The organism is Pseudomonas sp. TE21394, assembly GCF_054057835.1.
The window spans coordinates 4,997,435-5,020,391 of record NZ_JBSRZR010000001.1 but is presented as its reverse complement, the minus strand read 5'-3'; the positions used below and the strand labels follow the sequence as shown (position 1 = coordinate 5,020,391).

19 protein-coding genes are annotated in these 22,957 nt (G+C 63.8%); 8 read left to right on the top strand and 11 right to left on the bottom strand.

From position 1 onward, the window contains the following. Positions 1–12: 12 nt before the first annotated feature. Positions 13–2,265 (bottom strand): xanthine dehydrogenase family protein molybdopterin-binding subunit, encoded by a 2,253-nt coding sequence (locus tag ACVWZT_RS22985; RefSeq protein ID WP_296232001.1) that lies wholly within the window; start codon positions 2,263–2,265, stop codon positions 13–15. Next, positions 2,265–2,720, bottom strand: coding sequence for a (2Fe-2S)-binding protein (locus tag ACVWZT_RS22980; RefSeq protein ID WP_296232002.1), 456 nt, complete (start codon positions 2,718–2,720; stop codon positions 2,265–2,267). Before ACVWZT_RS22980 ends, ACVWZT_RS22985 begins: the two co-directional genes overlap by 1 nt. A 246-nt stretch (positions 2,721–2,966) precedes the next feature. On the opposite strand from ACVWZT_RS22980, the gene ACVWZT_RS22975 reads away from it, so the two are divergent. After that, the gene (locus ACVWZT_RS22975) at positions 2,967–5,153 is read left to right on the top strand and encodes an OsmC domain/YcaO domain-containing protein (protein WP_289132365.1); all 2,187 of its coding nucleotides are present in this window, start codon (positions 2,967–2,969) and stop codon (positions 5,151–5,153) included. 421 nt (positions 5,154–5,574) lie between these two features. On the opposite strand, the gene ACVWZT_RS22970 is transcribed toward ACVWZT_RS22975, so the two are convergent. Continuing rightward, positions 5,575–5,874: a hypothetical protein gene (locus ACVWZT_RS22970; RefSeq protein ID WP_457471596.1), complete on the bottom strand. Its 300-nt coding sequence runs from the start codon at positions 5,872–5,874 to the stop codon at positions 5,575–5,577. A gap of 155 nt (positions 5,875–6,029) precedes the next feature. On the opposite strand from ACVWZT_RS22970, the gene ACVWZT_RS22965 reads away from it, so the two are divergent. Together ACVWZT_RS22965 and ACVWZT_RS22960 are read left to right on the top strand one after the other, a co-directional pair. Further along, entirely contained in the window at positions 6,030–6,458 is a 429-nt protein-coding gene (locus tag ACVWZT_RS22965; protein ID WP_296232007.1) for a DUF2231 domain-containing protein, read from the top strand. Then, complete coding sequence (locus ACVWZT_RS22960) at positions 6,455–7,747, top strand: PQQ-dependent sugar dehydrogenase (protein ID WP_457471594.1); 1,293 nt, start codon at positions 6,455–6,457, stop codon at positions 7,745–7,747. The genes ACVWZT_RS22965 and ACVWZT_RS22960 overlap by 4 nt, the downstream gene beginning before the upstream one ends. An 88-nt stretch (positions 7,748–7,835) precedes the next feature. Here ACVWZT_RS22960 and ACVWZT_RS22955 read toward each other — a convergent pair whose 3' ends face one another. Continuing rightward, the gene (locus tag ACVWZT_RS22955; protein ID WP_457471592.1) at positions 7,836–9,968 is read right to left on the bottom strand and encodes a TonB-dependent receptor; all 2,133 of its coding nucleotides are present in this window, start codon (positions 9,966–9,968) and stop codon (positions 7,836–7,838) included. 220 nt (positions 9,969–10,188) lie between these two features. Between ACVWZT_RS22955 and ACVWZT_RS22950 the strand changes: the two genes are divergently transcribed. Both ACVWZT_RS22950 and ACVWZT_RS22945 read left to right on the top strand, forming a co-directional pair. Next, positions 10,189–10,770, top strand: coding sequence for a hypothetical protein (locus ACVWZT_RS22950; RefSeq protein WP_296232011.1), 582 nt, complete (start codon positions 10,189–10,191; stop codon positions 10,768–10,770). Between the two features lie 187 nt (positions 10,771–10,957). Then, complete coding sequence (locus tag ACVWZT_RS22945; protein WP_457471591.1) at positions 10,958–11,476, top strand: DMT family transporter; 519 nt, start codon at positions 10,958–10,960, stop codon at positions 11,474–11,476. Here ACVWZT_RS22945 and ACVWZT_RS22940 read toward each other — a convergent pair whose 3' ends face one another. Beyond that, positions 11,477–12,385, bottom strand: a complete 909-nt coding sequence (locus ACVWZT_RS22940; RefSeq protein WP_457471589.1) for a LysR family transcriptional regulator — start codon at positions 12,383–12,385, stop codon at positions 11,477–11,479. A 188-nt stretch (positions 12,386–12,573) separates the two neighbouring features. Here ACVWZT_RS22940 and ACVWZT_RS22935 point away from each other — a divergent pair, with 188 nt between their 5' ends. Both ACVWZT_RS22935 and ACVWZT_RS22930 read left to right on the top strand, forming a co-directional pair. Then, on the top strand, positions 12,574–13,548 hold the full coding sequence (locus ACVWZT_RS22935) for a quinone oxidoreductase family protein (RefSeq protein ID WP_457471588.1): 975 nt from the start codon (positions 12,574–12,576) through the stop codon (positions 13,546–13,548). Positions 13,549–13,580: 32 nt separating this feature from the next. Continuing rightward, positions 13,581–14,501 (top strand): LysR family transcriptional regulator, encoded by a 921-nt coding sequence (locus ACVWZT_RS22930; protein ID WP_457471586.1) that lies wholly within the window; start codon positions 13,581–13,583, stop codon positions 14,499–14,501. 53 nt (positions 14,502–14,554) lie between these two features. Here the strand turns inward: ACVWZT_RS22930 and ACVWZT_RS22925 are convergent, their stop codons facing one another. Next, a complete protein-coding gene (locus ACVWZT_RS22925; RefSeq protein WP_296232019.1) occupies positions 14,555–14,884 on the bottom strand; it encodes a hypothetical protein in 330 nt (109 codons plus the stop codon). Positions 14,885–15,078: 194 nt separating this feature from the next. On the opposite strand from ACVWZT_RS22925, the gene ACVWZT_RS22920 reads away from it, so the two are divergent. Then, entirely contained in the window at positions 15,079–15,828 is a 750-nt protein-coding gene (locus tag ACVWZT_RS22920) for a FadR/GntR family transcriptional regulator (protein ID WP_457471585.1), read from the top strand. Positions 15,829–15,922: 94 nt separating this feature from the next. Here the strand turns inward: ACVWZT_RS22920 and ACVWZT_RS22915 are convergent, their stop codons facing one another. The 5 genes from ACVWZT_RS22915 to ACVWZT_RS22895 all read right to left on the bottom strand — a co-directional run bounded on the left by ACVWZT_RS22915 (position 15,923) and on the right by ACVWZT_RS22895 (position 22,872). Further along, complete coding sequence (locus ACVWZT_RS22915) at positions 15,923–17,503, bottom strand: aldehyde dehydrogenase (NADP(+)) (protein WP_457471584.1); 1,581 nt, start codon at positions 17,501–17,503, stop codon at positions 15,923–15,925. Between the two features lie 182 nt (positions 17,504–17,685). Further along, positions 17,686–19,239 carry a galactarate dehydratase gene (gene garD, locus ACVWZT_RS22910; protein ID WP_457471583.1) on the bottom strand — a complete coding sequence of 518 codons (1,554 nt, stop codon included), beginning with the start codon at positions 19,237–19,239 and terminating at the stop codon, positions 17,686–17,688. A 78-nt stretch (positions 19,240–19,317) separates the two neighbouring features. Next, the gene (locus ACVWZT_RS22905) at positions 19,318–20,679 is read right to left on the bottom strand and encodes an MFS transporter (RefSeq protein ID WP_457471581.1); all 1,362 of its coding nucleotides are present in this window, start codon (positions 20,677–20,679) and stop codon (positions 19,318–19,320) included. A 101-nt stretch (positions 20,680–20,780) separates the two neighbouring features. After that, a complete protein-coding gene (kdgD, locus tag ACVWZT_RS22900) occupies positions 20,781–21,692 on the bottom strand; it encodes a 5-dehydro-4-deoxyglucarate dehydratase (RefSeq protein ID WP_296232028.1) in 912 nt (303 codons plus the stop codon). Positions 21,693–22,062: 370 nt separating this feature from the next. Then, complete coding sequence (locus tag ACVWZT_RS22895) at positions 22,063–22,872, bottom strand: gamma-glutamyl-gamma-aminobutyrate hydrolase family protein (RefSeq protein WP_296232030.1); 810 nt, start codon at positions 22,870–22,872, stop codon at positions 22,063–22,065. Between the last annotated feature and the right edge of the window lie 85 nt (positions 22,873–22,957).

Sequence of the window (22,957 nt, the reverse complement as noted above, 5' to 3'; positions counted from 1 at the left end):
GTCCTTGTACGGTCAGCCGAAGGTATGGCGGCTCAGCGGCAGGCTGCGCACGCGCTGGCCGGTCAGTTGCGCGACCGCGTTGACCACCGCCGGGGCGACGGCGGGCAGCGGTGGCTCGCCGATACCGCCCATCTTCGCCCCACTCTCGACGATACGGACATGCACCCGGGCCATGCGCGAAGGCGGCAGGATCGGGTACAGGTCGTAGTTGCGCGCGCGTGGCTTGCCGTCGACGTATACCGCTTCTTCCAACAGCGTCTGCGACAGGCCCAGGGCGACGGCGCCGTTGACCTGGTGCTCGATGATCGCCGGGTTGACGATGCTGCCCGGGTCGATGGCCTGCCAGATGTCGTGCACCTTGACCTGGCCGTTCTCGATCGACACCTCGGCAATCACCGCCGCCTCGGAGCCGAACGGCGAGGCCATGGCCACGCCGCGTGCGCGCTTGCTGCCGTCCTCGGCAGTGAACGGCCCGCGCTTCCAGCCGCCGGACAGTTCGGCAACCGCCTGCAGCAGGGTGGTCAGGCGCGGGTTGTCGCGCAGCAGGTGCAGGCGCAGCTCGAACGGGTCCTTGCCGCCCTTGTCGGCCAGTTCGTCAAGGAACGATTCATAGAAGAAGTCATTCAGCGAATTGCCCACCGAGCGCCAGTAGCCAAGCATGGCCGGGCCTTTGACGTAGACCTGGGCGATGCGTTTGTTGGCGATGGCGTAGGACTTGCCCGACAGCCCTTCGAGCGCAGTCGGGTCGAGCTTCTCGCCCTGTTTGCCGGCGAGGGCTTCGGTCGGGCCTTCGGTGGCGCTCACGGCCTCGATGGCCACCGGCAGGCCGTCGGCGTCCAGCCCGGCACGGAATTTCACCACGGCCACCGGGCGCAATACGTCACGCAGGAACTCTTCCTCGCGGCTCCAGATGAGCTTCACCGGGCGGCCGACCGCCTTGGCCAAGGCAATCGCCTGAGGGTAGGGGTTGGCCGAGTCGTACAGGAAGTGGCGGCCGAAGAAGCCACCCAGCAACGGCGAATGCAGGGTGATCTGTGCCGGGGCCAGGCCGGTGCGCCGGGCGATGTCGTCACGGAACATGTCCGGCGCCTGGTTGGGCAGCCATACCTCCAGCGATCCGTCGCCATTGAAGCGCGCCAGTGCCGAGGGTGGCTCAAGCTGGGCATGGTTGAGGTACTGGTTGTGGTAGGTCGCCTCGACGCGGGTCTTGGCACTGGCCAGCATGCCAGCCACATCGCCCTGGTTTTCCTCATCACGGGCCGGGGCTTCTACCGTGGCCAGATGCTCGCGCCAGCCATCGCTGGAGAAATCGGCCGGCATTGGCCGTACCGGGCTGTCGGCGGCAGGCTCCTGCCAGTCCACCTGGATGGCTTCTACCGCACGCTTGGCGTGCCACCAGCGCTCGGCAACCACGGCCACGGCGCCTGGCAGCTGATGCACCGAGTGCACGCCCGGCATGGCCTTGACCTGCTCTTCGTTGCGCAGGCTACCGACGGTCATGCCCAGGCGTGGCGCGTGCTGCACGGCAGCATGGAGCATGCCGTCGACCTTGACGTCGATGCTGTACACGGCCTTGCCGGTGGACTTGTCATAGGCATCCAGGCGGCGTACCGGTTTGCCGATCCAGCGAAACTGGCTGGGGTCGCGCAGCTTGACGCTGGCCGGGTCGGGTACCGGCAGGTCCATGGCCCGTGCGGCCAGTTCACCATAGGGCACAGAGCGCCCGCTCGTGGTATGTACCACGGTACCCGGCGTGGTAGTGAGTTGCTCAACCGGTACGCCCAACTGCTCGGCGCCTGCCTGCAGGAGCATGGCGCGGGCGAGGGCGCCCAGGCGGCGCATGGTCGGGTAGCTCATGCGTACCGACATGCTGCCGCCGGTGATACGCATGCCGTTTTCCATCACTACATAGGCTTCCCCAGGCGGGGCGCTGTCGACCACGAACCTGGCCGGGTCGACATCCAGCTCTTCGCCGACGATCTGGGCCATGGCGGTGAAAGGGCCTTGCCCGCCTTCCATGAACGGGCTGAGCAGACGCACCGTGCCGTCCGGGCGGATCTCCAGGAAGGCCGGCACCTGGGTACCGCGTTCGGCGCTGGCTGCGGCCGCTGCCTGCACGCGGGCCGAGCCCATGGGCAGGCCAAAGCCAAGCACCAGAGCCCCGACAGCCGTACCGGCGAGGAAGCGCCGACGCGACAGGTTGAGGGTCGCGCCGTGCTGCAACTTGAGCAGTTCTTCTGCAGGGGTATCGACGGGCGTGCGCATCAGGCCTTCTCCCCTTGGGCCAGGTCATGCATGGCGGCATGGATGGCGTTGTAGGTGCCGCAGCGGCACAGGTTGACCATCGCCGCGTCGATCTGCGCATCAGTGGGCCTGGGCGTGTGCTTGAGCAGAGCAGTGGCCGCCATCACCTGGCCGGACTGGCAATAGCCGCACTGGGCAACCTGGTGCTCGACCCACGCCGCGACCACCCGCTTGCCGACGGCGTCGGCCTCGATCGCCTCGATGGTAGTCACCTCGCGCCCGACCACACCGGCCACCGGCGTGACGCAAGCGCGCACCACATTGCCGTCCACCAGCACCGAACAGGCGCCGCACTGGGCCAGGCCGCAGCCATACTTGGTGCCGGTCAGACCCAGGTCGTCGCGGATCACCCACAGCAGTGGCGTGTCGGCGTCTGCCTCGACCTGGTAGGTCTTCTGGTTGATGCGTAGTTCCATGGTTCACCTGCCCGTCAACGGTTGCTGTCGCTGTGCTTTTGCTGATCGGGGAATACGCTGTTCCCCAGTCCGGAAACGCTAGCACAGGGGGCTGACCGCTGGTCGGCTGCAAGGGGCAGGTTCAGAGGATCAGGCAAGTAATTCGGCGGAATGCGCAAGCTGGTCGCGCAAACAGGACTTCCGCCGGGAAAACCCGGATAATGCCGGCCACTTTCGTTTTGCACGCTTAAATCACGGTAATCCCGCATGGAAATCAAGGTCAATTTTCTCGACAATCTCCGGCTCGAAGCCAAGTTCGACGACTTCACGGTGATCGCCGACCAACCGATCCGTTACAAGGGTGATGGCTCGGCCCCGGGGCCGTTCGACTATTTCCTGGCGTCCTCTGCCTTGTGCGCGGCTTACTTCGTCAAGCTGTACTGCCAGACCCGCAACATCCCGACCGAGAACATCCGCCTGGCGCAAAACAACATCGTCGATCCGGAAAACCGCTACAACCAGATCTTCAAGATCCAGGTCGAGCTGCCCGAGGACATCTCGGAGAAGGACCGTCAGGGCATCCTGCGTTCCATCGACCGTTGCACCGTGAAGAAGGTGGTACAGACCGGCCCCGAGTTCGTGATCGAAGTGGTCGACAACCTCGACGCCGATGCCCAGGGCCTGTTGATGCCGGTGTCGGACACCAGCACCTACATCCCCGGCAAGGACCTGCCGCTGGAGCAGACCATCGCCAACATGTCGGGCATCCTGGCCGGGCTGGGGATGAAGATCGAGATCGCTTCGTGGCGCAACATCGTGCCCAACGTGTGGTCGCTGCATGTGCGCGATGCCCAGTCGCCAATGTGCTTCACCAACGGCAAGGGCGCGACCAAGGAAGCCGCGCTGGCCTCGGCGCTGGGCGAATTCATCGAACGCCTGAACTGCAACTTCTTCTATAACGACCAGTACTGGGGTGAGGACCTGGCCAACGCGCCGTTCGTGCACTACCCGAACGAGCAATGGTTCAAACCGGGCCCGCGGGATGCGCTGCCGGTCGAGATCCTCGACGAGCACTGCCTGGCCATCTACAACCCGGACGGTGAGCTGCGCGGTTCACACCTGTACGACACCAACTCGGGCAACACGGCTCGTGGCATCTGCTCGCTGCCGTTCGTGCGCCAGTCCGACCAGCAGGTGGTCTACTTCCCGTCCAACCTGATCGAGAACCTGTTCCTCAGCAACGGCATGAGCGCCGGCAATACCCTGGCCGAGGCGCAGGTGCAGTGCCTGTCGGAAATCTTCGAGCGGGCAGTGAAGCGCGAGATCCTCGAAGGCGAGCTGTGCCTGCCGGATGTGCCGCAGGAGGTATTGGCCAAGTACCCGGCCATCGTTGCCGGCATCCAGGGCCTGGAGGAGCAGGGCTTCCCGGTACTGGTCAAGGATGCTTCGCTGGGGGGCGAGTTCCCGGTCATGTGCGTGACCCTGATGAACCCGCGTACCGGCGGCGTATTCGCCTCGTTCGGAGCCCATCCGAGCCTGGAGGTGGCGCTGGAGCGCAGCCTTACCGAACTGCTGCAGGGGCGCAGCTTCGAGGGCTTGAACGACCTGCCGCAGCCGACCTTCGAAAGCCACGCGCTGACCGAACCGAACAACTTCGTCGAGCATTTCATCGACTCCAGCGGCGTGGTGTCGTGGCGCTTCTTCAGCGCCAAGGCCGACTTCGAGTTCGTCGAGTGGGACTTCTCCGGCCATGGCGAGGACTCCAACGTGCAGGAGGCCGCGACCCTGTTTGGCATCCTCGAAGACCTTGGCAAGGAGGTGTACATGGCCGTGTACGACAACCTTGGCGCCACCGCCTGCCGCATTCTGGTGCCGGGCTACTCGGAAATCTACCCGGTGGAGGACCTGATCTGGGACAACACCAACCGCGCCTTGTCATTCCGCGCCGATATCCTCAATCTGCACAGCCTCGACAACCGCGCCCTCAAGTTGCTGCTCAAGCGCCTGGACAACTGCGACGTCGATGACTACACCACTATCACCACGCTGATCGGCGTGGAGTTCGACGAGAATACCGTGTGGGGCCAGCTGACCATTCTGGAACTGAAGCTGCTGATCTGCCTGGCAGTGCAGCGTTTCGAGGATGCCAAGGAACTGGTCGAGGCGTTCCTGCAGTTCAACGACAACACCGTCGAGCGCGGGTTGTTCTACCAGGCATTGAACGTGGTGCTGGAAGTGTTGCTGGACGACGAGCTGGAAATGGACGACTACGAGGCCAACTTCCGGCGTATGTTCGGCGACTCGCGCATGGACGCGGTGTTGGGTTCGGTCGATGGCAGCGTGCGCTTCCATGGCCTGACCCCGACCAGCATGAAGCTCGAAGGCCTCGATCGCCACTTGCGCCTGATCGAAAGTTATAAAAAGCTGCATGCGGCTCGGGCCAGGCTGGCCTGACCACGCGTGACAGGCTGATATCGCCAGGGGCCGCGTTGCGGCCCTTCGCGACACAAGGCCGCTCCTGCCACGCGCGCGCTCGTATCTATCGGTTTAAGCCGCTGTTTCCAGTCTGCCTCGTCGCTTCGCCTGCCAGGCGCGTAGCGTTTTGCTGCCATCCTCTGAATCCATGGCGCATTAATCGCCAGAAGGATCTGCGCTGCGCTTCTTGACAGGGGTTCCTTCGACCGCCTCTGCGCTGCAGGCAGGGCCGGAGGTGGCGCTGCTCACGGAGGCGTCGCTCATTGGAACTCCTTATCCAGGGGCAATCTGTGTAAATGATGAAAACAACAAGCCTGGTTCACGACCGATCAGTCCATCGCATCGCCCAGGGATTCATCAGATGCGCGCCTATCTACAGGTGTTGAAGGTCAGCCGGGCTCTAGTTCTTGCACTTGGCCATGACCACCTGGCAAGTTCTTGGTGATCCCCCCGACCGGCCGGCATAGCGCACGCAGTTGTCCAGCGATTTCTTCCGGGCAATGCTCAAGGTATCGCCCCACGCCAGGCCACCTTCGCCAGTGGTGGGGACGGCTTTGGCGAAGCAGTTGGAGCCTATTGTGCGTGACGCATGGTTGGCTTTGCCGGGTTTGCTGGAACAACCGGCCACAAGCACCAGGCTGAGGCCCAGCAGCGTGGCCAACGCCCAGGGCGAGCGCGGGCGAATCGGGTTGCTGCTCATCGGTTGTCTCCTTGCGCCAACGCTTCGCAGCATAGGCCATTCAAACCAAACGGTGAACTATCGCCTTGCCGAGAGGCTCCTTTACTAGGCGCGCCCCGTGCACGCCTGGTGGCCATGCCATCAGTCCTTGGGTCACTGAATGAAAAGGAGGCACCGTGACCGTATCCGACCAAACCTTGTGCCGCTGTACACCCGGCCCGCTACATGCCCTGCTGCTGTCCGGCAGCGTTCCGTTGTTCCTCGCTGCGCTACTCAGCGACATTGCCTATTTCAACAGTTACCAGATCCAGTGGAGCAACTTCGCCGCCTGGTTGATCGCCGGCGCCCTGGTGTTCTGCGGGCTGGCGTTGTTGTTCGCGTTGGCCAACCTGATCCGTGCCGAACGCAAGCGTGGCCGGCCAACCCTGTACTTCGTGCTGCTGCTGGTGACCTGGGTACTGGGCTTGATCAATGCCTTCGAACACGCCAAGGACGCCTGGGCGGTAATGCCGTCCGGGCTGGTGCTGTCAGTGATCGTGAGCGTGCTCGCGACCGTGGCTGCCTTCACCGGTTTGAGCGGCCTGCGCTCGGGAGGTGCGGCATGAAGCTTGTACCTGCGTTGGGCCTGTTGAGCATGGCGTTGCTGCTGGCTGCTTGTGGTGGTGATGGCGAGCCGAACCAGGCGCTTGGGCCCGACCCTAAACTGCCGGCGCCACAACGTGGCCTGCTGCCAAGCATGAAGATCGCCCAGCCGGCAGCCTGGGGTGAACAGAAACCGACGGTGCCTGAAGGCTTCAGCATTACCGCCATTGCCACTGGCCTGAAGATCCCGCGGCAGACCCTGGTGTTGCCCAATGGCGATATCCTCGTCGCCGAGGGCCGCGGTGGCAGCGCGGCCAAGCTCAAGCCCAAGGATGTCATCGCCAGCCAGATCAAGGCCGAGGGCAATACCCAGGTCAAGGGTGGCAACCGCCTGACCTTGCTGCGCGATGCCGACGGCGACGGTCGCTACGAGGTGCAGACGGTGTTTGCAGAAAACCTCAATGCGCCGTACGGCCTGGCCTTTGCCGACGGCAAGCTGTACGTGGCCAACCAGGATGCCCTGGTGCGCTTCGACTACCAGGACGGCCAGACGCGGGCCGATGGCCCGCCAACCAAGGTCACCGACCTGCCGGCTGCGATCAACCACCATTGGACCAAGGCGCTGACAATCAGCCCGGATGGTCGTTACCTGTATGTGGGCATCGGTTCGAACAGCAACATCACCGAACGCGGGATGGAAGTGGAGATCGATCGGGCCATGGTCTGGCAGGTCGATGCTGCAACCGGCGCGCACCGGCCCTATGCCACAGGCCTGCGCAACCCGACGGCGCTGGCTATCCAGCCGCAGACCGGGCAGCTGTGGGCGGTCGTCAACGAGCGTGATGAGCTCGGGCCCGACCTGGTCCCGGACTACCTGACCTCGGTGCGTGAAGGTGGGTTCTACGGCTGGCCTTACAGCTACTGGGGCCAGAACGTGGATGAGCGGGTACGACCGCAGAACCCGGAAAGGGTAGCGGCGGCGATCAAGCCGGATTACAGCCTCGGCTCGCACGTGGCTGCGTTGGGCGTGAGCTTTTCCATCCCGGCCATGGGCGAGCGCTTCGCCGACGGTGCCTTCGTGGGTGAACACGGTAGCTGGAACCGGCCCAACCCGGTGGGCTACAAGGTGATCTTCGTGCCGTTCAGCAATGGCAAGCCGGCCGGCGAACCGATCGACTTCGCCACTGGCTTTCGCGGTGAGGATGGCAAGACCCGTGGGCGCCCGGTGGGGGTGACGGTGGACCCGCGTGGCGCCTTGATCATTGCCGATGATCTGGCCAATACGGTCTGGCGGGTAACGCCCAACCGTTGATTGCATGTGTAGTGCATGCGCCTGCAGGAGCGGCCAGTGTTGCCAGAGGGCCGTTCCTGCGGGGGCGAGCGGGCTACTTGCCCAGCGATCAGAAGCGGTAGTTGAAGCTGGCTTCCAGTGTACGCGGTGCGCCTGGGGTGATCAGGTCCACCGAGCCGTGCGCAGCGGCATAGTAGTCGCGGTCGAACACGTTCTTCAGGCGCAGCGCGGCATCCCACTGCGGCACGCTGTAGAGCAGCGCGGCGTCGAAGGTGGTGTAGCCCGGCATCACCACCACGTTGTCCAGAGCGGTGTAGCGCTCATCGACGTAGTTGGCACCGGCGGCCATGCGCCATTGCGGGGTCAAGGTACGCACCAGCCAGACGTTGGCGCTGTTGCGCGGCGTCAGGGTTGGGGTCTGGCCTTCGTTGGCGACGCCATTGGTCTTGCTGTTGGACTTGGTGATCTCGGCATCGAGGTAGGCGTAGCCGGCGTAGATCTGCCACTTGTCGCTCAGTTGGCCGCTGACGGTGGCTTCGAAGCCGTCGGTGCGCTGCTCGCCAGCCAGCACGGTGAGATTGGGGTTGGCCGGGTCGGCGGTCTTCATGTTGGTGCGCTCGAGGCGGAACACCGCTGCGGTCAACGACAGGCGGCTGTCGAGCAGGTCCCACTTGGCGCCAATTTCGTAGTTGGTGGTTTCTTCCGGCTCCAGGTGCTGGTTGCTCGGGCTGACCGCGAACACCTCGCCCGAGGGCTGGTAACTGCGGCTGACCGAAACGTAGTAGGACTGCATGGCATCCGGCTGGTAGACCAGGCCGGCGCGCGGGCTCCAGGTCTTGTCGGTGCGGTCGAGGTCGACATTCTGCACGCGGTCGTCGTCGTACTCCTGGCCAAAGATGTCATAACGTACGCCGACCAGCGCTTTCCAGTGCTCATTCAGCTCGATCATGTCCTGAACGTACAGGCCAGTGGTCTGCTGGAAGTTGGTGCCCTGCGACGACAGGTTGGCGGCGTGTTCCGGTACCGGCACCAGGGCCTCGCGGTACACCGGCACCTGGGCCACGTTGCTCTGGCTCAGCACCCGTTGGTATTTGTCCTGGAAGCCAACCTCCACGCCATACAACAGGCTGTGCTGCATCCCGGCCAGCTGCGCCTGTTGCTTGAGCTCGGTCTGGTTGAACATGCCGTACTCGTCACGGGCGACGTTGCCGCGGTTGAGCTTGACCAGCAGTTCGCCATTGGGCGCAGTGACAAAGCGCGTCGGGCTGCTGTCGGCGAGGGTGTTGTTGCGGTCCAGGTCGTAGCGGTAGTAGCGGCTGGTATTGCTCAGGGTAAAGTCGTCATTGATGCGGTAATCAAGGCTTGCGGTCAGCGAGAACACTTCGCTGCGGGCATAGTCCTGGTCGGCATCGCCGGAACCGAAGCGCTTGTCACGGTGCACATCCACCGGACGCTTGCCCAGGGCCGGGATGCCGAAGTCGATCAGGCGCTTGTCGTACAGGTAGGTGGCGCCCAGGTTCAGTTCCAGGTCGTCGGAGAGGCGCCAGTAGGCCGATGGCGCGATGGCCTTGCGGTCTATGTAGCCATCATCGCGAAAGGTGTCGCTGTCTTCGAAGGCGCCGGTCACGCGGTAGGCCTGGTTGCCCTGCGGGTCGGCCCAGCCACTGTCGAGCTGGGTGCGGCGCTTGCCCTCGCTGTCGAAGCTCAGGCCGACTTCGCGCTTGGGCGTGAAGCTGGGTTTCTTGCTGATGCTGTTGATCAGGCCACCTGAAGAGCCACGGCCATACAGCACGGCGGCGGGGCCCTTGATCACCTCGACCCGCTCGATATTGGACAGGTCGCGGAAGTACAGCGCGTCATCGCGCACACCGTCGATGTACATGTCGCCAATGGCGCTGAAGCCTCGAATAGTCACCTGGTCGCGCTGGCCGTCGCCATTGGACAGACCGACGCCGGGCACATTCTTCAACACGTCTTCCATCGACTGCGCGCCCTGGTCCCTGATCACGCTTTCCGGCACGACGTTGACGGTTTGCGGAATGTCGCGCAGCGGAGCGTCGATCTTCAGGGCACTGCGGCTTTCACCTGCTTTGTAGCTTTGTTGCTCGTAGACGCTGCTGACGGCGGTAGCGGGCAGGGCCAGCGAACCCGGCGACCCGGGTTGAACGGCCGCGTGAACAGCAGGCACAACCAGAATGCCCAGCATGGAAATCGATGCTGGGGCAACAGACTTTTTTGCCATTACAGGTGACTCTTTGTTGTATTTTAGAGTGCAAATAGTAATGATTTGTAAACGCAAAGCAAGTGTAAAGAATTCTCATTTACTCTTGCAATAGTGAGCAGGTACACGCGAGGAGTGCTTTGCGAGGGGAGTCAGGCAGGTCGGCAGGCAGGGGCTATGCTTGCCAGCGCGTGAACATTTTGCGCAACCCCTCCGGTCTTGATTACAGGGAAGCAGGCCTATGAATCCGATCCGCTCCATTGCTCGTGCTGTCGCCCTGGCCACGCTGGCCTCCGCTGCCAGTTTCACCGTGCACGCCGCTGGTATCCCTATCGGCAGCGAGGCACTGGAAAGCCACGTCACCACGCAAGTCACGGCCATCGATCTGGCCAATCGCCAAGTCACGGTGAAAGGCCCGGATTCCAGGAAGGATGTGACCTTCCAGTTGACGGAAAAGGCCAAGGCGCTGCCCAACCTCAAGGTGGGCGACCAGGTCGACATCTACGTGACACGCGCGGTGGCCTACGTGTTGAATCCCGAAGTGGGCGGGGCGCCAAAGGCGACTGACGAGTCCGGTAGCATCCGTGCCACGGCGGACAACCCCAACCCAGGTGGCGAGGCATTCCGCCAGGTCAAGGTCACCTCGCAGATCAAGAAGATCGACCTAAAACAGCATGAAGTCAGCTTGCTGCCCCCGGAAGGCAAGCTGCAGGTGGTCAAGGTCGAAGACCCCGACCTGCAGGCACGCATGAAAAACCTCAAGGTCGGGCAGACCGTCGATGCGATCTACACCGAAGTGCTGCGCATCGAAACCTCACGCTGATCTCGACTACGGTGCCGACCTCGGCTGCTGCCGGGGTCAGGCTTCAGGTGGCGCGGCTCTGTATCCGCCGCGACGACCCATTGTCCATGCACACTACGAATAATGCGCGTGCAGCATTTCGATTTCCATCAGTTTGGCCGATTGCACCATCATGGCCACATCCATCCACACGATAAGGAGGACGGTCGTGGTCAGTAAATCGATGATTCTGCTGTCATTACCCGTGGCCATGGCGTTGCTTGCCGGTGCCGTGTTGCCGTTCCAGGCTGCCGGCAACGCCGCAGTCGGGCGTGCACTGGGGCACTGGTTGTGGGCGGCGTTCACCTCGTTGACTGTGAGCTCACTGGTGGTGATTGCTGCGTTGCTGTTGCTGAGGGTGCCGGCGCCCGACGTCGGCAAGGCCCTGCAAGGGCCTTGGTGGCTGTGGATCGGGGGGGTACTGGGAGCCCTGTACGTGGCCGGCGCGGCAGCGCTGACACCCAGGCTGGGCGCCGCGGGATTTCTGGTGTTGGTCGTGGCGGGGCAGATCATCACGGCGGTGGTCGCCGATCACTTCGGGTTGATGGGGCTGGGCGGCAAGCCACTCAGCCTGGCCAGAGTGGCTGGCGTGGTGCTGATCCTGGCGGGCGTGATGCTGGTGCAGGGCAATTGGGCGGCGGGCGCACCGGCCAGCAGCGCTGTGGTCGCGAAACAGCAAGAGGGCTGATCAGGGCCCCGGCTGGCTGCAGGCCCGCACGGTTTCGCGTAGCCAGCGATGCCCCGGGTCGTTGTCCTTGCGAATGTGCCAGGCTTGCTGGTAATCGAAGGGGGCGATGGTCAAGGGTGGTGCGAACTGGCGCAGCGTCGGATGTTGCTGCAGCGAACCTGCTGCCCGCCGGGCTACGGTAAGGATCAGGTCGGTACCGGCCAGCACTTCGACGGCTGCGCTCCAATGGGGCAATGCCAGGGCAATGCGACGGCGCAGCCCCAGCGCGGCCAGGGCACGTTCGATCTCATCGAAAGCATCCGGGCGCATCGCCATCAACACATGCGGTCTGGTCAGCCAGTCCTCCAGGGCCAGGCCACCGCTGGCGGGCAATACCTGGCAATCGGCGACGCTGATGAAATCGTCGGCAAACAACGCCTCGGTGATGATTTCTTCGGGCGGGTCGGGGAACAAGCCCATCGCCAGGTCCAGTTCGCCATCGAGCAATTGCGCCAACATGGCTTCGCGGCTGGCCTGGCTGATGGCCAGGTCCACTCCCGGGGCGACCCGGCGCAGATGCCTCAGCAGGGGCGGCAGGATGATGCGAGACGCGTAGTCCGACAGCGACAGGCGGAAGCGGCGCTGGGCCTTGGCCGGTTCGAACTGCGGGGTGGCCAGCAGGCCGTTGAGGTTGTTCAAGGCGTCTTGCAGAGGCCCGGCCAGCGATTGGGCGCGGCTGGTCAGGACCATGCGGCCATGCTGGCGAACCAGCAAAGGGTCGTCGAAATGCTTGCGCAACTGCGCCAGCGCATGGCTGACCGCAGGTTGGCTCCGGTGCAGGCGCAGGGCAGCACGGGTGACATGCTTTTCGCATAGCAAGGCGTGCAGGGCCAAGAGCAGGTTGAGGTCAATCTTGCGCAGTTCATCCATGGGGCGAATGGCCTGGGTCCTGTGCGACGGAGCCATCAGCTTAACAAATGCCAATGCTGATGCGGGGCTGCAGTAGTGATAACTGTCATTACTGCAAAGGGTGCAGGAATGATCTGCTTCGTGGCGGATTGTTCAATACTGCTTGCCTGATTAGCCTGACCAGAACACCTACCCGACAGGATTCGATCATGCCAACCCGCATCGTTCTCAACAGTACCGGCACTGCCGATGTGCTGCAGCTTGAACACCTGCCAGTACAAGCTCCAGGGCCCGCCCAGGTCTGGCTGGAACAGACAGCCATCGGCGTGAATCCGCTGGACGTGCTGCAACGCAAGGGCGGTTCCCCTCTGGCGTTGCCGTCCGGGCTGGGGCTGGAAGGTGCCGGGCGGGTGGCTGCCATCGGGGAGGGGGTGGACAACGTGCAGGTAGGCGACCGGGTTGCCTATGCGATGGGCCCGGTTGGCGGTTACGCCAGCGCTCGCCTGTATCCGGCCGAACGGTTGGTGAAACTGCCACCGTCTGTTCCAGACCAGGCTGCTGCGGCGCTCATGTTCAAGGGCATCACCGCGCAGTACCTGCTGAAAACCACCTATGCCGTGGGGCCGGGTACGCAACTGCTGCTGTACGGTGCCGCCGGTGCGCTGGGCCAGCTGATGGTGCCCTGGGCGCGTCACCTGGGCGCGACCGTGATTGGCGTGGTGTCACGCCCGCAGAGCGTGGCCCGGGCACAAGCAGCGGGTTGCCACCATGTGTTGGTGTTCGATGCGTCCACCTTGGCCAGCCGGGTGCGAGAACTGACCCACGGGCAAGGGGTGGACGTGGTGTACGACTGCGTTGGCAAGGTATCGCTGGACGCCTCGCTGGACAGTCTGCGGGTGCGTGGCTTGCTGGTGTCGTTTGGCGGCACCTCGGGTACGCCGCCAGCCATCGAGGTTGCCACGCTCAATGCCAAAGGGTCGCTGTACCTGACCCGGCCTTCGCTGGCGGCGCATACGCGTACGGTTGACGAGTACCAGCGGCGGGCCGCCGATGTGCTGGCGGCGCTCGCCCAGGGTATCATCCAGCCTAGGGTCTGGCGTCGCTACCCGCTGGCCGAAGCGGCAAGGGCCCATGAGGACCTTGAGCAAGGCTTGTCGGCAGGCGCGCTAGTGCTTGTTACCTGAAAACCGCTAGCTGTTCCACGCCGAGCCTTGCCATGGATGCCTTCGATAGCCGCCGCGCCGATGAACTCGCCACCTTGCTGGCCCTGCATGAGCAGGGCTCGTTTGCCGCTGCCGGGCGGCAGTTGGCCCGCCACCCCACGGTATTGTCGAAGCGCCTGACTGCACTGGAAACGCGCCTGGGTATCCGCCTGGTGGAACGCAGCACGCGGCAGTTGCGCTTCACCGATGAAGGCGAACGGCTGGTGATCAAAGTGCGGGAGGCCAACCGGATGCTCGCCGAGGCAGAGCAGGAGGCGGCCGAAGGCGCGGTAACGGTCCGTGGGCGCCTGCGCCTGGCATTGCCGGCGGCCATGGGGCGGCGCTGGCTGAGCGGGATGCTGGCTGACTTCGTGCTGGCTTGCCCGCAGGTGAGGGTGGAAGCCGACTATGCAGACCGTTTCGTCGACCTGATTGGTGAGGGTTTCGACGCCGCCATTCGCATTGGCGAGCTGGCTGATAACCGCTTGGTGGCGACGAAGCTATGCGATCACCGGCGCATCCTGTGCGCATCGCCCGAATACTTGGCCCGGCATGGCGTACCTGTACAGCCTGAAGACTTGACCAAGCATAATTGCCTGGGTTTCAACGGGTTGCGTAGCTTTCCTGATTGGCGCCTGATGAATGACGAGCAGCAGATGATTGTCAGGGTTGCAGGTAGCCTGCGCAGTAATGACAACGAAGCCCTGCTGGCAGCGGCGCGGCGCGGTGTTGGCATTCTGGCGGGAGGAGACTGGCTGATGGGGGAGGACCTCGCCAGCGGGCGTCTGGTACGGGTGCTGCCGCAATGGCAACTCGACGTAGCGGCAGGCATCTACCTGGTTCGGCCTACCGCGCGCCTCAACTCTGCCGCCTTGGGGGCTTTCAAAGCCTGGCTGGAAGCCTGCTTCGAGGCTGGCGCCCCTTGGCGCTCCTGACACGCTCATTCAAAACGTCAAGTTTGAGCTGTAACCTACTGATATAAATGGTTTTAACGTCTTGCTATGGCATGCTGCACACACTGCTCGTAGTAAGTCTGCCTGATCGCCGCCGGCTTGAGCCGTGAGCGGCTGTTATAAGTCTGCTCGGTAATCCCGAAGGCGGTCATGCGCATCCACGGTTTGGCGAACTTGCGTACCTGCAGCTTCTTGCGGGTGGCATACAGCGTTACCCCGGAAAGCTTGGCCTGCTGGGCTTCGGCGGCAATCTGCGCGCCCCAGTGGCAGGTGTGGCGATCGTTCTGGCTCAACGCCCGTGCCTGGGCGCCGAAAGCGAGCGTGGCCAGCAGGCAGCCGGCCATCGTGGCTAGAATTACTCGCATGTTACTGTCCTAAATATCTGAAGGAACAGGAAGTTTGCCTACGCTTGCGAAGACTGGGGGCCAGCAATATGCCGTCAGTGCGTGGCCCTGTGCAGCGCCGGGCCGTGAGGCAAGAAATACCGCACCGTATGTATGTGATCGTACAACTGCTTGCGCTATGATGGGCGCTGTCTTCCTAGGTGAAACACAGCGTAATGACAGAGCAGCAGGTACAGGCAAGGACCCGGCGCAAGCCGCGCAGTCTGGCCCAGGAACTGGTCACGGTGCTGACCGAGCGCATTCGCAGCGGCCAGCTCAAGCGCGGCGACAAGCTGCCGACCGAATCGCAGATCATGGCCGAAGAGGGCGTCAGCCGCACGGTAGTGCGGGAGGCGATCTCGCGGTTGCAGGCCGCCGGGCAGGTCGAGACCCGCCATGGGATCGGCACCTTCGTTCTGGACGCGCCGGCCACGGGCGGCTTCCGCATCGACCCGGCGACCGTCGTCACGCTGCGCGAAGTGCTGGCGGTGCTGGAGTTGCGCATTGCCCTGGAGATCGAGTCGGCAGGCCTGGCAGCACAGCGTCGCAGCGATGAACAGCTGGCCGGCATGCGCGCGGCGCTGGATGAAATCAACGAAGGGGCAGCCCACGCCAGCGATGCGGTGTCGGCCGACTTCCAGTTCCACCTGCGCATTGCCCAGGCCAGCGGCAACCACTATTTCGCCGACATCATCAACCACCTGGGCACCAGCATCATCCCGCGTACCCGGCTCAATTCGGCGCGGTTGGCGCATGATGACCAGGCGCATTACATGAGCCGGCTAATGCATGAGCATGAAGCGATCTACGAAGCCATCGCGCGGCGTGACAGCGAAGGGGCCAAGATGGCCATGCGCATGCACCTGAGCAATAGCCGTGAGCGTTTGCGCCAGGCCCATGCCGAGGCCGAGGCGCAGGGGGCCTGAACCCGCTTGGCTGGCAGGCCGGCCTGTTCGCCGGCAAGCAGAAGAAAAGCCCCGCCATGCGCGGGGCTTTGTTGTTTCGGGTTCGGGCAACCGGTCAGATCGCCCCTTCACGCCACTGGCCATTCACCAGCCGACGCAGCCCCAGCGGGTTGTCGTCGCGCAGTGCCGCGGGCAACAGTGCCTGCGGGTAGTTCTGGTAGCACACCGGGCGCAGGAAGCGGTCGATGGCCAGGGTGCCGACCGAAGTGCCGCGCGCATCCGAGGTTGCCGGGTACGGTCCGCCATGTACCATCGCATCACAGACCTCGACACCGGTCGGGTAGCCGTTGACCAGAATCCGCCCGACCTTTTCTTCCAGCAGTGGCACCAGCCAGGCAAAAGCCTCGAAGTCTTCCGGCTCGCCGATCAGCGTCGCGGTCAGTTGGCCCCGCAAGCCAAGCAAGGCGGCGCGCAATTGCGCGTTGTCCTGCACTTCGACGGCCACGGTGGTGGGGCCGAACACTTCTTCCTGCAGCAATGGGTCGGATTCGATCAGCAAGCGGGCATCGGCCTTGAACAGCTGCGCACGGGCCTGGCTGCCCGCCTGAGCCTGGCCAGCCAAGTGCTGGATACCGGCGTGGGCCTGCAAATGCTCCAGGCCACCAACGTAGCTGCGCAAGCCTGCGGCGTTGAGCATGGTCTGGCCGGCTTGTTGAGCCAGGTGATGGCCAAGATCGGCCAGCAACTGGCTGTACTGCGGCGACTGCAGGCCGATGACCAGGCCCGGGTTGGTGCAGAACTGGCCAGCGCCGAGGCAGACCGAACCCGCCAATTCGCGGGCAATCGAATCACCACGCTTGGCCAGGGCGCCCGGCAGGATGATCACCGGGTTGATGCTGGACATCTCGGCAAACACCGGAATTGGCTGCGGGCGTTCGGCGGCCATGCGGCACAGCGCGTCACCGCCTTTCAGCGAACCGGTAAAGCCAACCGCCTGGATTGCCGGGTGCTTGACCAGCCACTCGCCGACGCCGCCACCGAAGACCATGTTGAATACCCCCTTGGGCATCCCGGTGCGCTCGGCGGCGCGCTGGATGGCGCAGGCCACCAGGTCGGCAGTGGCCATGTGGCCGCTGTGGGCCTTGAACACCACCGGGCAACCGGCGGCCAGGGCGGCGGCGGTGTCGCCTCCGGCAGTGGAGAACGCCAGCGGGAAATTGCTGGCGCCGAACACGGCAACCGGGCCGACGCCGATGCGCATCTGGCGCAAATCTACGCGTGGCAACGGCTGGCGATCGGGCAGGGCAAGGTCGATGCGCGCACCGAGGAAATCACCACGGCGCAACACCTGGGCGAACAGGCGCATCTGGCCGCTGGTACGCGCGCGTTCGCCTTGGATACGCGCGGTGGGCAGGGCGGTTTCGCGACAGACGATGGCGATGAAGGCGTCGTCCAGTTCATCCAGTTCGGCGGCAATGGCGTCGAGGAACTCGGCGCGCCGTGCCGGGGCCAGTTGACGGAACTCGGCGAAGGCTGCGGCAGCGGCCCTGGCGGCCTGGTCCACTTCGCCTTCGGTGGCCTGGAAGAAACTGTATGGCAGGGCCTCGCCAGTGCTGGCGTCCAGGCTCTGCAGGCGGTGTTGGCCCGCGGCGCTGCGCTGGCCGGCGATGAAGTTGTGGCCGAGGATTTCAGGCATGGGATGCTCCTGTTGGGCTTGAAGGGGAAAAGTGAATCTCATGCGAAGCACGCAGTCCCTGTAGGCGCGGGCTCACCCGAAAGAGTCCAACGCGGTGTATGGCACCGGCCTTGGCGGTGATCCGGGTGAACCCGCCTCTGCAGGGATCGCGAAATCGCATACGTCCGGGAAACCTTGGGGCATCAGGTAATCGGCGCCGGGTTGAACAGGGTGATGTCGTTATGCAGGCGGTGCTGCTCGGCCCAGGTCCGCTTGCGGCCGCTGGCCACGTCCAGGTAGTAGTGGAACAGCTCCCAGCCCAGCTCTTCGATGGTCGCGCGGCCGCTGGCGATGCGCCCGGCATCGATGTCGATCAGGTCCGGCCAGCGTTGGGCCAGCTCGCTGCGGGTGCAGACCTTGACCACCGGCGCCATGGCCAGGCCATAGGGCGTACCTCGGCCAGTCGTGAACACATGCAGGTTCATCCCGGCGGCCAGCTGCAAGGTGCCGCAGACAAAGTCGCTGGCCGGGGTGGCGCAGAAGATCAGGCCTTTGCGCTTGACCCGCTCGCCCGGGCCAAGCACGCCCTGGATGGCGCCGCTGCCGGACTTGACGATCGACCCCAGGGCCTTCTCGACGATGTTTGACAGGCCGCCTTTCTTGTTGCCCGGTGTGGTGTTGGCGCTGCGGTCGGCGGCGCCCTGTTGCAGGTAACGGTCGTACCAGTCCATCTCGCGGACCAGCGCATCGGCCACCTCCTGGTCTTGCGCGCGCGAAGTGAGCATGTAGATCGCATCGCGCACTTCGGTCACTTCCGAAAACAACACGGTGGCACCGGCACGAACCAGCAGGTCGGCGGCGTAGCCCAGCGCTGGGTTGGCGGTAATCCCGGAGAATGCATCGCTGCCCCCGCACTGCATGCCCAGGATCAGTTCGCTGGCCGGTACGCTTTCGCGGCGGCGCTGGTCGAGTTTCTTCAGGCGGGTTTCGGCCAGTTGCATGATCTGTTCGATCATTTCCGCAAAGCCCAGGCTGGCGTCCTGCAGGCGGTACAGCCATGGGTCGCTGAGGTCCACCGAGGGATCGTCGGCGTGCATCACCTGGTCGGCCTGCAGCTTTTCACAACCCAGGCTGATGACCAGGGCTTCGCCGCCCAGGTTGGGGTTGCGTGCCAGGTTGCGCACCGTGCGGATCGGGATGTAGGCATCGCGTGCGTTGATCGCTACACCGCAGCCATAGCTGTGGGTGATGGCTACCACGTCATCGACGTTTGGGTAGCTGGGCAGCAGCTCGCTGCGAATGCGTTTGACGGCATGCTCCAGCACGCCAGCCACGCACTGTACGGTGGTGGTGATGCCAAGTATGTTGCGGGTGCCGACGCTGCCGTCGGCATTGCGGTAGCCTTCGAAGCTGAAGCCTTCGAGCGGCGCCAGCGGTTGCGGGATGGCATTGCAGCGTGGCAGGTTGTCCAGCGCTGGGGCGGCTGGCATGGCCAGCTGGCTCTCCTGCACCCAGCTGCCCTGGCGCAGGTCTTCCAGTGCGTAGCCGATCACCTGCCCATAGCGGCGCACGGGCTCGCCCTTGGCAATGGCCACGGTGGCCACCTTGTGGCTTTGCGGCACGCCTTCGACCAGGGTCAGGCCATCGGCGAAGCGGGCGCCTTCGCCCAGGCCGCCGGCATTGACCACCACCACGACGTTATCGTCATCGTGCAGGCGGACGTAGCGGGGCGAGTCGGAATGTTCGATCAACTGCATGTTCGGGCCCTACTTGTCAGGTTCTCAGGCTTTTGTACATCCGCCTGCGCCGGAGAGGGGCAACGCAGGCGTGCCCACTCAGTGGTGCGAGCTGGCCAGTTCGCTGCTGGTGGCTGGCCCGGCGTCAGGCTTTGGGGTTTCGCGCAGCTCGATGCGCTTGATCGGGCCGACGATGACCAGGTAGCTGAACACCGCCACCAGAGCATTGGCGCCTACATACACCAGTGCCCACTTGAACGAGCCGGTGGCGCTGATGATGTAGCCGATGACGATCGGGGTGGTGATCGAGGCGATGTTGCCGAAGGTATTGAACAGGCCGCCAGACAGCCCGGCGATCTGCTTGGGTGAAGTGTCGGCGACCACCGCCCAGCCCAGTGCACCGATGCCTTTGCCGAAGAACGCCAGGGTCATGAAGCCGACCACCATCCATTCGGCATCGACGTAGTTGCAGAACACCATGGTGGTCGACAGCAGCAGGCCGCAGACGATCGGCAACTTGCGCGAGAAGGTCAGCGAGTTGCCGCGGCGCAGCAGCCAGTCGGAGATCACCCCGCCCAGCACGCCGCCGATGAAACCGCAGACCGCCGGCAACGAGGCGATGAAGCCGGCCTTGAGGATGGTCATGCCGCGCTCCTGCACCAGGTAGACCGGGAACCAGGTGAGGAAGAAGTAGGTGATGGCGTTGATGCAGTACTGGCCCAGGTACACGCCCAGCAGCATGCGGCTGGTCAGCAGTTGCCTGATATAGCCCCATTTCGGGCCGTCACTAGCGCGCTTCTGGTCCATGTCCACCAGGCCGCCATTGCGCTCGATATGTTCGAGCTCGGCCGGGCTGATGCGCGGGTGTTGGCGTGGGTTGTAGATGGTCTTCAGCCAGACCATGGAGAATACGATGCCCAGTGCGCCCATGACGATGAACACGTGCTCCCAGCCGAAGCTGAACACGATCCAGCCCATCAGCGGCGCGAACAGGGCCGTGGCGAAGTATTGCGCCGAGTTGAAGATGGCCGAGGCGGTGCCGCGTTCCTGGGTTGGGAACCAGGCCGCGACGATGCGGGCATTGCCCGGGAACGACGGGGCTTCGGCAAAACCGACCAGGAAGCGCAGGGTGAACAGCGTCACCACTGCCCATGCCACCGGCAGACCACCGACAAAGCCCTGCAGCAGGGTGAACAACGACCAGGTGAAGATGCTGAAGGCATAGACATTCTTCGAACCGAAGCGATCGAGCAGCCAGCCGCCGGGAATCTGACCCGCCACGTAGGCCCAGCCGAACGCAGAGAAGATATAACCCAGGGTGACGGCATCGATGCCGAGGTCTTTCTGCAGGCTGGAGCCTGCAATGGCGATGGTGGCGCGGTCGGCATAGTTGATCGTGGTCACCAGGAACAGCATGAACAGGATCAGGTAGCGCACATGCGTCTTTTGGCTCGCTTGCATGCTGGCAATACTCCCACTAGTTATTTTTGTGCGGGCTCACGAATGGTAACCGGAATGGCTGGCCACTCCGGGGGCGGCATCTGGCAGGCCGCTGGCTGCCCTTATTGCGGGCCCATCTTGTCCATCAGTGCGGCGAGCTGGTCGTACTCATCGGCAGTAAGGTCGGTCAGCGGGGTACGCACCGGGCCTGCGTCGTAACCGGCAATCCTGGCGCCGGCCTTGACGATACTGACGGCGTAACCGGCCTTGCGGTTGCGGATGTCCAGGTAGGGCAGGAAGAAGTCGTCGATCAGCTTGGCCACGGTGGCGTGGTCGTCACGGGCAATGGCGTTGTAGAAGGCCATGGCGGTCTTCGGCACGAAGTTGAACACGGCGGAGGAATACACCGGCACACCCAGGGCCTTGTAGGCAGCAGCATACACCTCGGCGGTCGGCAGGCCACCCAGGTAGCTGAAGCGCTCGCCCAGGCGACGACGGATCGACACCATCAGCTCGATGTCGCCCAGGCCGTCCTTGTAGCCGATCAGGTTCGGGCAGCGCTCGGCGAGCTTTTCCAGCAGGTCGGCGTTCAGCCGGCAGACGTTACGGTTGTATACCACTACACCAATGTTCACCGATTTGCACACCGCTTCGACGTGCGCTGCAACGCCTTCCTGGCTGGCTTCGGTCAGGTAGTGCGGCAGCAGCAGCAGGCCTTTGGCTCCCAGGCGCTCGGCTTCTTGCGCGTACTCGATGGCCTGGCGGGTGGCGCCACCGACGCCGGCGAGGATCGGTACCGAAGTGGCACAGGTGTCGACTGCGGTCTTGATCACCTGGCTGTACTCGCTGGCGGCCAGGGAGAAGAACTCGCCGGTGCCGCCGGCGGCGAACAGGGCGCTGGCGCCGTAGGGGGCGAGCCATTCCAGGCGCTTGACGTAGCCTGCAGGGTTGAAGTCGCCCTGGGCATTGAAGTCGGTGACAGGGAAGGACAGCAGGCCGTGGGAGAGGATGGATTTCAGTTCTTGTGGCGTCATTGTTGTAGGCATCCTGTGGCACTTGGGTGAAGGGTGTTGCTCTGTGTTGGAGGTAAGTTATCGTACAACTTGTGCGATGACTAGTGCCTATTGGGAATTTTTTTCGGGCATGCCTGGGGATTGGCTGTACTTGTATGTGATTGCGTAAAGCGAGCGCTGTGCGGGCGGCGCTCGATTTCGAAGGCGCAGAAGATCTGATGACAAACACTCAGTAGTCATCGTATCTCTTGAGGGAAGAAAAAAGATCGCGGAGACAGGCACAAGCCCGCCGCCCGCTTCCACGGGAAATGTTCTGGGACCAGCAGAGGGTGACCGGGGAAGCTGAGGCGGCCTTGCGCCGCCCCGCGATCAAAGCGCAGTAAAACGAAGGTCAGGCAGCCTGCTGGCGCTTGATCTGCGCCTTGCGTACCTGGGCCCGGCACGCATCGCCGAAGGCCTGGAAGATCTTGATCGAGTCCGGGTTGCTCGCCGCTTGCCACTCTGGGTGCCATTGCACGGCGAACAGGAACGGCGAGAGGCTCGGGGCGTGAATCGCCTCGACCAGGCCGTCTTCGGCGTGGGCGATGGCCTCGATGCCGGTGCCGAGCTTGCGCAGGCCCTGGCCATGCAGCGAGTTGACGCGAATTTCGTCGGTGCCCAAGGTGTCATGCAGCCAGCTGCCTGGCTCGATCTTCACCCCATGGACCTGGGCGTATTGCACCTCCACCGGGTCTTCCGGGTTTTCCCGGTGGTCATTGAAGCCGGGCTCGGCGTAGACCTTCTGGTAGATGTCGCCACCCAGGGCCACGTTGATTTCCTGCATGCCACGGCAGATGCCGAAGATCGGCAGGCCACGCTTGATCGCCGCCTTGACCAGCGGGATGTCGAACAGGTCGCGGTTCTTGTCCTGGCTTTTGCCGGGAGTCTGGTTTTCCTGGCCGTACAGGGCCGGGTCGATGTTGCTGCCAGCGCCGGTCAGGTACACGCCGTCGGCCATGTCCAGATAGGTTTCGAGGTCATCGATGCCGCAGCAGGTGGGTACCAGCACCGGTACGCAATCGGCGAATTCGACCAGCGGAGTGATGTATTTGTGGGTCATGACCTGGTAGTCATGGCCTTTGCGCTCCTGGCTGCCCATGGTCATCAGGACGACGGGTTTGCGCAGGGAAGGTTGCTTGTTGCCAATGTTGCTGTTGGACATATGTCACCTTGGGACAGGTTCGGCCTGTCGTTGTTGTGCAGGTGCACGGCGCGCGGCCTTGGGTGCAGCCTGAAGCCCCGAGCAC

Excerpts from the sequence above, each read along its gene's own strand:
- ACVWZT_RS22895 (WP_296232030.1), bottom strand. The coding sequence starts at position 22,872 with ATGTCCAACAGCAACATTGGCAACAAGCAACCTTCCCTGCGCAAACCC.
- ACVWZT_RS22925 (WP_296232019.1), bottom strand. The coding sequence starts at position 14,884 with ATGCGAGTAATTCTAGCCACGATGGCCGGCTGCCTGCTGGCCACGCTC.
- ACVWZT_RS22905 (WP_457471581.1), bottom strand. The coding sequence starts at position 20,679 with ATGCAAGCGAGCCAAAAGACGCATGTGCGCTACCTGATCCTGTTCATG.
- ACVWZT_RS22950 (WP_296232011.1), top strand. The coding sequence starts at position 10,189 with ATGAATCCGATCCGCTCCATTGCTCGTGCTGTCGCCCTGGCCACGCTG.
- ACVWZT_RS22920 (WP_457471585.1), top strand. The coding sequence starts at position 15,079 with ATGACAGAGCAGCAGGTACAGGCAAGGACCCGGCGCAAGCCGCGCAGT.
- ACVWZT_RS22930 (WP_457471586.1), top strand. The coding sequence starts at position 13,581 with ATGGATGCCTTCGATAGCCGCCGCGCCGATGAACTCGCCACCTTGCTG.
- kdgD (WP_296232028.1), bottom strand. The coding sequence starts at position 21,692 with ATGACGCCACAAGAACTGAAATCCATCCTCTCCCACGGCCTGCTGTCC.
- ACVWZT_RS22940 (WP_457471589.1), bottom strand. The coding sequence starts at position 12,385 with ATGGATGAACTGCGCAAGATTGACCTCAACCTGCTCTTGGCCCTGCAC.
- ACVWZT_RS22960 (WP_457471594.1), top strand. The coding sequence starts at position 6,455 with ATGAAGCTTGTACCTGCGTTGGGCCTGTTGAGCATGGCGTTGCTGCTG.
- ACVWZT_RS22955 (WP_457471592.1), bottom strand. The coding sequence starts at position 9,968 with ATGGCAAAAAAGTCTGTTGCCCCAGCATCGATTTCCATGCTGGGCATT.
- ACVWZT_RS22975 (WP_289132365.1), top strand. The coding sequence starts at position 2,967 with ATGGAAATCAAGGTCAATTTTCTCGACAATCTCCGGCTCGAAGCCAAG.
- ACVWZT_RS22915 (WP_457471584.1), bottom strand. The coding sequence starts at position 17,503 with ATGCCTGAAATCCTCGGCCACAACTTCATCGCCGGCCAGCGCAGCGCC.
- ACVWZT_RS22935 (WP_457471588.1), top strand. The coding sequence starts at position 12,574 with ATGCCAACCCGCATCGTTCTCAACAGTACCGGCACTGCCGATGTGCTG.
- ACVWZT_RS22980 (WP_296232002.1), bottom strand. The coding sequence starts at position 2,720 with ATGGAACTACGCATCAACCAGAAGACCTACCAGGTCGAGGCAGACGCC.
- ACVWZT_RS22985 (WP_296232001.1), bottom strand. The coding sequence starts at position 2,265 with ATGCGCACGCCCGTCGATACCCCTGCAGAAGAACTGCTCAAGTTGCAG.
- garD (WP_457471583.1), bottom strand. The coding sequence starts at position 19,239 with ATGCAGTTGATCGAACATTCCGACTCGCCCCGCTACGTCCGCCTGCAC.
- ACVWZT_RS22970 (WP_457471596.1), bottom strand. The coding sequence starts at position 5,874 with ATGAGCAGCAACCCGATTCGCCCGCGCTCGCCCTGGGCGTTGGCCACG.